Source organism: Pseudarthrobacter sp. NKDBFgelt (assembly GCF_046097905.1).
Lineage (GTDB): Bacteria > Actinomycetota > Actinomycetes > Actinomycetales > Micrococcaceae > Arthrobacter > Arthrobacter polychromogenes.
In genome coordinates, this window is record NZ_JBJURL010000116.1 from 1 (window position 1) to 9,586 (window position 9,586).

A 9,586-nucleotide genomic window follows, 5' to 3' on the forward strand; every position below is an offset into this window, starting at 1 on the left:
CACCTCTCCACCACACTCGAAGGAGCATAATGCGTGAACTTGCCAACCAATGCGCGCTAATTACAGGAGCCGGATCGCTGACGGCATCCGCGGAGAGGTTGGCGGCCGCCCACTCGGCGGTGGCGGCAGCGTTGCGGAGGCTCACGGCGGCTACCAGGGGGACCTCGCGGGCCAGTTCGTGGCAGAGTGCGGAGCCGTTGGGCGACGGCAGGACCACCCGGTCCAGGGATGCCGCGGCCCGGAAGCTTGCGGGGGATAGGCTGAGCCCGCACCCGTCGCGGGGACCGGCCAGCTGGGCGCCGTGGCGTGCGGCGAAGTCCTCGGCACCGGTGTTCTTCCACGGGAAAGGGAAGACTTCCGCTCCGCGGTCCAGGGCGACGCTGACGCAGGTGGTGAAGGACAGGACGTCCACCACCACGGCAAGGTCGGCACCGGACGCTACTGTCCTGGCGCCGTCGAGCCCCCACTCCATCCGGACGGCGGAGGGCAGCTGCCGGTGCGCCGCGCTTGCTGTCACGGTGTGGCGGGGGTTGGAGGGGGATGCGTTCACGCCAGTTCGCCTTTCAGGTTGCGGTGCGCGGCGTCCAGCCACAGCTCCTGTGCCCTGCCGCTGTGGAACAGCGGGTCCAGTTCCAGCAGGCGGCGCACGACGGCGGCGCGTCCGGCAGCGAAGTCGGCGTCGCCAATGTGCGCGTAATCCTGGCGGACGGCCGCAACGTAGCGCGCGTACTCCACAGGTTCCCCGCCGAGGACGGAGAGGTCGGCGTCGCAGAGGAGCGCGCCGTCGTCGTCCCCTGGTTCCGGGCGGTGGTCCGAGGTCAGCCGGACCAGCCGCCCCACCTCGTAAGCCTCCGCTTCCGGAAGGCCTGCCGCCTGCAGCCGCTCTTCGGCGAGGCGGGCGGACTCCTCCTCGTCCTGGCCGGCCACCCCGCGGTAGACAGCGTCGTGGAACCAGGCCGCCAGCAGGACCGTGCGTGGCGGGTCGGCAGGATCGGTGAGCAGGTCGAGGGATTCAAGGACGGACAGCAGGTGGGTGCAGCCGTGGTACCGGCGGTGCGGCTCGCTCCAGCGGTCCAGGAGGTCCAGGAAGAGGGCGTCGTGGCCGGGCATCACGGTGTTCCAGCGGTTCAGCAGCGGCACCTTCAGCGACTTGTTGCGCCGCCGGGCGGGGATGCGGAGGCCGCTGGCGATCAGCGTGCGGACCAGGATCCGGGCTTCGACCGGAAGGGCACCGGCAGCCACCAGGTCATCGAAGCGGCGCTCCGGGACGTCGTAATGGTCGCCGTCGAACGCCCGTTCCGGGATGCCTGCCGCGGCTGCGAACACGTGCAACTCCTCCAGCGACTCATCCGAAACGAGGTGGGAGAAGTGGGTTCCGTGCGCAGGCCACAGCGGCGGGTCGATGAAGATGGCCATGGGGGAAGTCTAATTGGGCGGGAACCCGCGGAGGGGGTGCGCTCCCGCCCGGTTACGTGGTGGCGGCGGCCGGTTTCGGCGCCGACCCGCCGGCAGTTCCGGCGTGTCCGGGCAGGCAACCGGGCAGGAGCGCACGCCGGGGCGGGAACACTGGCCATCCGGCAGCCCACCGGAGTGGCGCCCGGTAACCAAACGCCTCCGGTAATGCGGCAGTATTCGGCACTTCTATCCGTACCTGCGGATTAGACTGAATGCATGACGATTATCCGCGTGGCTGAGGCGGCCCGGTTCCTGGGCGTCAGTGACGATACCGTCCGGCGCTGGACGGAGAACGGGAGCCTCACCCCGGTAAAGGACGACGCCGGCCGGCTGGCAGTCGACGGGCTGGAGCTGGCCTTGCATGCGCAGAAGCTCGCGCAGCTTCCGGACGATCCCCACCGCACGGGCAGCTCAGCCCGCAACCGTTTCGTGGGCCTGGTCACCAACATCACCGCGGACAAGGTCATGGCCCAGGTGGAACTGCAGTGCGGGCCGTTCCGTGTGGTGTCGCTGATGAGCAGCGAGGCCGTGCGGGAGCTGGGGCTGGAACCCGGCTCCGTGGCCACCGCGGTGGTCAAAGCCACCACGGTCATCATCGAAACGCCGCGGGGCAAGGCGCTGTGAGGGGGAACCGGAAGCTGGCCGCCGTGCTGCCGGCCCTGCTGGCGGTACTCCTGGCCACTGCGCTTGCGGGCTGCGCCGGAGGGGGCGCGGCGGCCGGCAGCAGCACACTGACCGTGTTCGCGGCAGCATCCCTCAAAAGCAGCTTCACCGAACTTGCCGAACGCTTCGAAGCGGAGAACCCCGGCACCACTGTCACCTTCAGCTTCGCGGGATCAGCTGACCTGGCCACCCAGCTCAACCAGGGAGCGCCCGCGGACGTGTTCGCGTCCGCGGATGCCGGCACCATGGCAAAGGTGCAGGAGGCCGGCCTGGTGGACGGCGAACCGCGCGACTTTGCCACCAACACCCTGGCCATCGCAGTCCCGCCAGGAAACCCGGCAGGCATCCGCTCCTTCGCGGACCTGGCAAAAGCCGGTATCAAACTCGTGGCCTGCGCCCCGCAAGTGCCCTGCGGGGCGGCTGCCGCCAGGGTGGCGGACAGTACCGGTACCGTGCTCAGCCCGGTCAGCGAGGAAAACTCCGTGACGGACGTCCTGGGCAAAGTCATCTCCGGTGAAGCGGATGCAGGACTCGTGTATGTCACGGACGTCCGTTCCGCCGGCGGCAGGGTGGAGAGCATCCCGTTCCCGGAGGCAGGGGCCGCAGTGAACCCGTACCCTGCAGCCGTGCTGGCCGGCAGCAGCAATAAAGCCGCAGCGGGCAGGTTTTTGGACCTTCTGGCCGGCCCCGAAGGCCAGGAAATCCTGGCAGCGGCCGGCTTCGGACCGGGCAGCAAGTGACCGGAAAGCGAGTGACCGGGCACCATGCGACAGCGCGTGAAGTGAAGGGCGCCAGGTGACCGGCGGGCACGCGGGCCGCCAGGCGTACACCGGCGTTCCCCGCTGGCTGTATGCGCTGGCAGTCCTGGCTGCCCTGGTGGTGGTCCTCCCGCTCGCTGCGATGGTGGCGCGGGTCAACTGGGCCAACTTCATCCCGCTGGTCACGTCCGCGCCGGCCCTCGCAGCGCTGGGCCTGAGCCTGCGCACGGCGGCGGCCAGTACTGCCCTCTGCATTGTTCTTGGGGTGCCGCTCGCGGTGGTCCTGGCCCGGGGCAGGTTTCCGCTGCTGGGGCTGCTCCGCTCGCTGGTGCTGCTGCCCCTGGTGCTGCCGCCCGTGGTGGGCGGCATCGCCCTCCTGTACACCTTCGGGCGGCAAGGGCTGTTGGGCAGCACCCTTGAGGTGCTGGGACTCCAGATCGCCTTCTCCACCGCTGCCGTGGTGCTGGCCCAGACGTTCGTGGCCTTGCCATTCCTCGTAGTGAGCCTTGAAGGCGCCCTTCGGACCGGCGGCCAGCGCTATGAGGCCGTGGCGGCGACGCTGGGGGCATCGCCCGGAACTGTCTTCCGGCGGGTCACGCTCCCGCTGGTCCTGCCAGGGCTGGCATCCGGGGCGGTCCTTTCCTTCGCCCGTAGCCTCGGGGAGTTCGGCGCCACGCTCACGTTCGCGGGCAGCCTGCAGGGGGTGACCCGGACACTGCCGCTCGAAATCTACCTGCAGCGCGAGACTGACCCGGACGCCGCCGTCGCGCTTTCCCTGGTTCTGGTGGCTGTGGCCGTCGCGGTGGTGGCCCTTGCCTACCGGCGCCCCGGCGGCAGGGGCCCGGATGGGAAAGCCAGGAAGCAGGCTTCGGGCGAGCGGCCGACGACGGCTGCCGGGGCGGGCGGTGCCCTCACGTGACGTTCTCGTTCCAGGCAGCCGTGGCAGAGCGCGGTTTCGACGTTGGTCTGTCGCTGGGCGCCACGGAAACGGTGGCCGTGATGGGTCCCAACGGTGCCGGCAAGTCCACCCTGCTCTCCGTCATCGCCGGGCTTGTACGGCCGGACAGGGGGCGGGCCGAGCTGAACGGCCGGACCCTGTTCCACCTGGGGGACGGGGAGAAGCGGTGGGCCGCCCCCCACCACCGCGGGACAGCGCTGCTGGCCCAGGAGCCGCTGCTCTTCCCGCATCTCACCGCGGCTGACAACGTGGCATTCGGGCCGCGGAGCGCGGGGACGCCGAGGCGCCAGGCAATGGAGCAGGCGGTGCGGTGGCTGGACGATGTTGAAGCCGGGAACCTAGCGGGCCGCCGTCCAGCCGAACTGTCCGGCGGGCAGGCGCAACGAGTGGCGGTGGCCCGGGCTCTCGCCGCGGATCCAGGACTCCTCCTCCTGGACGAACCGATGGCGGCCCTGGACATCCATTCCGCCCCGCTGCTCCGGCGCCTGCTCAAGCGCGTCCTCGCGGACCGGCCGGCCATCATCATCACCCATGACGTCCTGGACGCCCTGATGCTCGCCGACAGGGTGGTCATCCTGGAGAACGGCCGGATTGCTGAGGAAGGCCCCACCCGGCAGGTCCTGCACAAGCCGCGCAGCGCCTTCGCCGCCGGGCTGGCAGGACTTAATTTTGTGGTGGGAACCTCCGCCGGTGACGGCATCCTGGCCGCCCGCGGGCATATTGCCGGCCACAGCGAGGACCCCGTCCCCGCCGGCCGTCCCGCGGTGGCCGTGTTCCCGCCGTCGGCCGTTTCTGTATTCCTCACCGACGCGCACGGCAGTCCCCGGAACTCCTTCGAGGTGGCCGTCACGGACCTGGAGCCGCATGGGGACCAGATCCGCGTGCGGGGCGGAGGGCTGGCGGCTGACATCACGCCGGCCGCTTTGACGGACCTGGGGCTGGTGCCGGGGATGACGGTGCACCTTGTGGTCAAAGCCGCAGCAGTGTCCGTTTACCCGCTGTAGGATCGTCCGCTGCGGGACTGTCCTGCATCGGGGGCAAGCACCAGCCCCGCCGAAATAGGGTCTGTCGCCCCTGTCGCCGGCCGCGTGGAGCTGTTTCGCTGTAGGCAAACAGTCGTCAGGAACGGCGCAAAACCAAAGTTGAGCGTAGTAGACTCAAGTTAATAAAACTGCCCCCGGAAGGAGCTCTCTTTGGACGTCAAATTCACCACCAAGAGCCAGGAGGCTCTCTCGGCTGCGGCTATGAACGCCTCCACGGCCGGAAATCCCCAGGTTGAGCCGGCCCACCTGCTCAAGGCGCTGATGGACCAGCGCGAAGGCGTCGCCGTGGCGCTGCTCCGCGCCACGGGTGCGGACCCGGACTCCGTCAGCGTCCAGGCGAGCAGCGCCATCAAGGCACTCCCGGCTACCTCCGGCGGCTCCAGCCAGCAGGCGCAGCTCTCCCGCCCCGCACTGCAGGCCATCCAGAACGCCAAGGAGGAAGCGGACCGGCTGGGCGATACCTTCGTCTCCACCGAGGTCCTCCTCCTGGGCCTCTCGGCCGGCAACGATGCCGCGGCCCGCCTGCTGCGCGACGCCGGCGCCTCCCATGAAGCGCTGCTCGCCGCCCTGCCGGGTGTCCGCGGCGACGGGAAGGTCACCAGCCCGGATCCGGAGAACACGTTCCAGTCCCTGGAAAAGTTCGGCACGGACCTGACCGCCATGGCCCGCTCCGGCAAGCTTGATCCCGTGATCGGCCGGGACGCCGAAATCCGCCGGATTGTCCAGGTCCTGAGCCGCCGCACCAAGAACAACCCCGTGATCATCGGTGAGCCCGGCGTCGGCAAGACCGCCGTGGTGGAGGGCCTGGCCCAGCGCATCGTGGCCGGGGACGTGCCGGAAAGCCTCCGCGGCAAGACCCTCATCGCCCTGGACCTCGCATCCATGGTGGCGGGCGCCAAGTACCGCGGCGAGTTCGAGGAGCGGCTCAAGGCTGTCCTGGAGGAGATCAAGAACTCCGAGGGCCAGATCGTCACGTTCATCGACGAGATCCACACCGTGGTGGGCGCAGGCGCCACCGGTGACTCCTCCATGGACGCCGGCAACATGCTCAAGCCCATGCTGGCCCGCGGTGAGCTGCGGCTGATCGGCGCCACCACCCTGGACGAGTACCGGGAAAACATCGAAAAGGACCCGGCGCTGGAGCGCAGGTTCCAGCAGGTGTACGTGGGCGAGCCGAGCGTGGAGGACACCATCGGCATCCTTCGCGGCCTGAAGGAGCGTTACGAGGCGCACCACAAGGTGACCATCGCGGATGCCGCGCTGGTGGCTGCCGCCACGCTCTCCAACCGCTACATTTCCGGCCGGCAGCTGCCGGACAAGGCGATCGACCTGGTGGACGAGGCCGCATCCCGGCTCCGCATGGAGATCGACTCGGCGCCCGAGGAAATCGACCAGCTGCAGCGGCTGGTGGACCGGCTCACCATGGAGGAGCTGGCCCTCCAGGACGAAAAGGACGCCGCGTCAATTGAGCGGCTGGCCGCACTCCGGGCGGACAAGGCGGATAAGGAAGAGGAGCTGAACGCGCTTAAGGCGCGCTGGGAGGCCGAAAAGGCAGGCCTCAACCGGGTGGGCGACCTCAAGGCCAAGCTGGATGAACTGCGCAGCGCCTATGACAAGGCCGCCCGCGAAGGTGACCTGGAAACAGCCTCCCGCATCCTCTACGGCGAGATTCCCGCCCTGGAACGCGAGCTGAACGTGGCAGCGGAAGCCGAGGCCGCCGTCGTGGACAAATCCACGCAGATGGTTGCCGAGCAGGTGACCGCTGACGATATCGCCGAGGTCATCTCCGCCTGGACCGGCATCCCGGCCGGGCGCATGCTGCAGGGCGAGAGCCAGAAGCTGCTCCACATGGAGGAGGAACTGGGCAAGCGGCTGATCGGCCAGGCGAAGGCCGTCACTGCTGTCTCCGACGCTGTCCGGCGCGCGCGGGCCGGCATCAGCGACCCCAACCGCCCCACCGGATCGTTCCTCTTCCTGGGGCCCACCGGCGTCGGAAAGACGGAGCTGGCCAAGGCGCTGGCGGACTTCCTGTTCGACGACGAACGCGCCATGGTGCGCATTGACATGTCCGAGTACGGGGAGAAACACTCCGTGGCCCGGCTGGTGGGTGCGCCTCCGGGGTACGTGGGCTACGAGGAAGGCGGCCAGCTCACCGAAGCCGTCCGCCGCCGCCCGTACTCGGTTGTGCTCCTGGACGAGGTGGAGAAGGCCCACCCCGAGGTCTTCGACATCCTCCTGCAGGTGCTCGACGACGGCCGGCTCACCGACGGGCAGGGCCGCACCGTGGACTTCCGCAACGTGATCCTGGTGCTGACCTCCAACCTGGGCAGCCAGTTCTTGGTGGACCAGACCCTGGACCCGGACGCCAAGCGGAACGCCGTCATGGCCACCGTCAATGCGTCCTTCAAGCCCGAGTTCCTGAACCGGCTGGATGAGGTGGTGCTGTTCGACGCCCTCACCGTTGAAGAGCTGGCGCACATTGTGGAACTGCACGTGGACGAACTGGGACGCCGGCTCCGCGACCGCCGCCTGACGCTCGAGGTCACGGAAGGTGCGCGGGCCTGGCTGGCCCTCTCCGGGTTCGATCCCGCGTACGGTGCCCGGCCCCTGCGCCGACTGGTGCAGCGCGAGATCGGCGACCGCCTGGCGAAAGCCATCCTGGCCGGCGATATCAGCGACGGCGACACGGTAGTGGTGGACACGGCCGCGGACGTCGGGGAACTCACCGCAGCCGGAACGGACCTCCCTGCCGCAGAGGGTCGCAGCAGCGGCCTCTCGGTCCGCCGCAAGGACTAGGGCGGCCGGAAGGGCAACACACAGGGTGCTGCCCTGGCGGCGTGGCCGCTAGGGCAGCACGCTTGCGTTGATCACGTTCCCGCCGGGGGCCGTCACGTAGCAGTCCACCCTGCGGTCACCGGATTCCCAGCTGGTGGTGCTCGGGAAGCTGCGCTCGTAGTTGAGGTCGTAGTCGTTGGCGGCCGGGCCCAGCCTGGCGGCCTGGCACGCTTCTAGCGCCTTGGCCTTCAGTGCCTCGGCGCCGGGGTAGGAATCACCCTCCGGGTACCGGAACAATGCCACCAGCTGGGCCGAGTGCCCGGTATCGCAGGCCACCACGGTGGATGCCAGTGCTTCGGGGTCGAAATCCTTGAAGCAGTCGCCCAGCGCGAATTCTGCCGGCGGGACCCCCTCGCGGGGCAGCGGCAGCGCCGTGGCGGGAGGCTCCACCGTGGTTTCCAGCACCCCGGCAGCACCACTTCCGGAGGCGCCCGGCTCCTGGTTGGAGTTCAGCCACAGGGCAAGCCACACCAGGGAACCGACGACGGCCAGCAGCACAACAGCGAACACTGCAATCCACAGCGTCCGCCCGTTGACCCTTCCGGAATGAGCTGCGTCCTCCGGTTCCATGCGGGGGTGCAGGACCGGTTCGGCTGCGGGTGCAGGCACGCGCGGCAGGCCGGCGGCGGGTGGCGAGGCCGGCTTCGGCGGGACGTCCTGGTGGTTCACGTGGTGCATCCTCCTGGTTCTCTGCGCAGCGGCGGGCCGGCCCGCTGCCCGGATATCAACAGATGTTTTAGCGACTCTACCGAAGAAAAAAGCGGGAAACCCGCGGTTTGGCGCCCTGATGGTAACCCAGGCCACCCCAGGGCGCCGCACGTGGCAAGCGGGGGCAGTCGAAAGCATGTAATCTAGGTGTACGACAAATTGACCAAACATTCCGGGGCCTCACCTACGCCAAGGTGACCACCTCCGGTCCAAGTACAAAAGGGGGTCACGCCATGGGGCGCGGCCGTCAAAAGGCAAAAGCTACCAAGCAGGCTCGGGATATCAAGTACTACTCCCCGAACACTGACTATTCGGCACTTCAGCGTGAGCTGACGGGTCCGGGCAGTCGTGCCACGAGCCATTATGCGAATGAGCCAGTCGAACCTGACTATTCGGCTTATGTGGATAAGTACGCGGATGATTTGGAAGAAGACGACGACGAGGTAGACACCCGTCGGATCGGCTAGTTGTCGCAAGGTGCTGCTGCCGTAACGGGGCAGCCCTGGTGACGCCGCAGCACCAGTGGACCCAATGCATGGATCCTGGTCTTTGGACCAGTGCAGCGCTTCTTTTCGGCCCCCGGTCCAGCTGGACCGCAGGGGCTGACTTCAGTTATTAGGCCCGCTGCCCGCACCGGAAACGGAGCAGGCAGCGGGCTTTCTGCTGCCCCGGAGGCCTACCGCGCCCCTGCCGGCCCCTGCACGTGCTCCGGCGCCTGAACCGGAGCTGTCCCGGGCAGCGGGACGGCTCCCGCACTGTTAACGGCGGTGACCCTGGCCCCGTGTCCGGCTCCTGCCAGCCCCACCGCCACCACCGACGCCAGGACGAGCGCGGACGCAGGTGCCAGCACCGCCCACGGCGCGCGCTCAACATAGCCAATGCCCTCGGCCAGGATGAGTCCCCACTCCGGCGTCGGCTGCTGCGGGCCCAATCCCAGGAAACCGAGGGCCGCCAGCGCAAGGGCAACCCCCGGCAGCCGGAGCATCGCGTGGCGCAGCAACGGCCATGCCACCGCCGGAAGGACATACCGGAACATGATCCGAGCCCTCCCCACCCCCAGCACCGGAAGGATCTGCACATAGGGCTGGGCGCGTGCCTCCTGGGCCAGCGCCGCCGTGTGCGCGGCCAAGGGTGCCCAGCTGACGGCGGCCACCGCCACGGCAGCG

The 9,586-nt window shown here is 68.9% G+C and carries 10 protein-coding genes; 6 read left to right on the forward strand and 4 right to left on the reverse strand.

The genetic code is table 11. The annotated features are described in order from the left end of the window. Positions 1 to 550, reverse strand: a 550-nt coding sequence (locus tag ACKAE7_RS19730) for a 2-phosphosulfolactate phosphatase (protein ID WP_408980083.1), incomplete at its 3' end; no start/stop codon positions are given. Beyond that, on the reverse strand, positions 547 to 1,416 hold the full coding sequence (locus tag ACKAE7_RS19735; RefSeq protein WP_408980084.1) for a DUF4031 domain-containing protein: 870 nt from the start codon (positions 1,414 to 1,416) through the stop codon (positions 547 to 549). The genes ACKAE7_RS19730 and ACKAE7_RS19735, both read right to left, overlap by 4 nt. 255 nt (positions 1,417 to 1,671) lie before the next feature. Here ACKAE7_RS19735 and ACKAE7_RS19740 point away from each other — a divergent pair, with 255 nt between their 5' ends. The 5 genes from ACKAE7_RS19740 to clpB all read left to right on the forward strand — a co-directional run bounded on the left by ACKAE7_RS19740 (position 1,672) and on the right by clpB (position 7,673). Continuing rightward, the gene (locus tag ACKAE7_RS19740; RefSeq protein ID WP_104186457.1) at positions 1,672 to 2,079 is read left to right on the forward strand and encodes a molybdopterin-binding protein; all 408 of its coding nucleotides are present in this window, start codon (positions 1,672 to 1,674) and stop codon (positions 2,077 to 2,079) included. Further along, positions 2,076 to 2,858: a molybdate ABC transporter substrate-binding protein gene (gene modA / locus ACKAE7_RS19745; RefSeq protein WP_408980085.1), complete on the forward strand. Its 783-nt coding sequence runs from the start codon at positions 2,076 to 2,078 to the stop codon at positions 2,856 to 2,858. The genes ACKAE7_RS19740 and modA overlap by 4 nt, the downstream gene beginning before the upstream one ends. Before the next feature lie 55 nt (positions 2,859 to 2,913). Next, positions 2,914 to 3,795, forward strand: a complete 882-nt coding sequence (locus ACKAE7_RS19750; RefSeq protein ID WP_408980086.1) for an ABC transporter permease — start codon at positions 2,914 to 2,916, stop codon at positions 3,793 to 3,795. After that, a complete protein-coding gene (locus tag ACKAE7_RS19755) occupies positions 3,792 to 4,838 on the forward strand; it encodes a sulfate/molybdate ABC transporter ATP-binding protein (RefSeq protein ID WP_408980087.1) in 1,047 nt (348 codons plus the stop codon). Before ACKAE7_RS19750 ends, ACKAE7_RS19755 begins: the two co-directional genes overlap by 4 nt. Before the next feature lie 189 nt (positions 4,839 to 5,027). Then, complete coding sequence (gene clpB / locus ACKAE7_RS19760; RefSeq protein ID WP_188812280.1) at positions 5,028 to 7,673, forward strand: ATP-dependent chaperone ClpB; 2,646 nt, start codon at positions 5,028 to 5,030, stop codon at positions 7,671 to 7,673. 48 nt (positions 7,674 to 7,721) lie between these two features. Here the strand turns inward: clpB and ACKAE7_RS19765 are convergent, their stop codons facing one another. Continuing rightward, a complete protein-coding gene (locus ACKAE7_RS19765; protein WP_408980088.1) occupies positions 7,722 to 8,381 on the reverse strand; it encodes a septum formation family protein in 660 nt (219 codons plus the stop codon). Positions 8,382 to 8,653: 272 nt separating this feature from the next. Between ACKAE7_RS19765 and ACKAE7_RS19770 the strand changes: the two genes are divergently transcribed. Further along, positions 8,654 to 8,887 (forward strand): DUF3073 domain-containing protein, encoded by a 234-nt coding sequence (locus ACKAE7_RS19770; protein ID WP_050053419.1) that lies wholly within the window; start codon positions 8,654 to 8,656, stop codon positions 8,885 to 8,887. Between the two features lie 209 nt (positions 8,888 to 9,096). Here the strand turns inward: ACKAE7_RS19770 and ACKAE7_RS19775 are convergent. After that, on the reverse strand, positions 9,097 to 9,586 hold a 490-nt coding region (locus tag ACKAE7_RS19775; protein ID WP_408980089.1), incomplete at its 5' end, for an ABC transporter permease subunit.

Bases quoted from the DNA above. Each gene is read 5' to 3' on its own strand.
- ACKAE7_RS19735 (WP_408980084.1), bottom strand. From the start codon at position 1,416: ATGGCCATCTTCATCGACCCGCCGCTGTGGCCTGCGCACGGAACCCAC.
- ACKAE7_RS19740 (WP_104186457.1), top strand. From the start codon at position 1,672: ATGACGATTATCCGCGTGGCTGAGGCGGCCCGGTTCCTGGGCGTCAGT.
- ACKAE7_RS19770 (WP_050053419.1), top strand. From the start codon at position 8,654: ATGGGGCGCGGCCGTCAAAAGGCAAAAGCTACCAAGCAGGCTCGGGAT.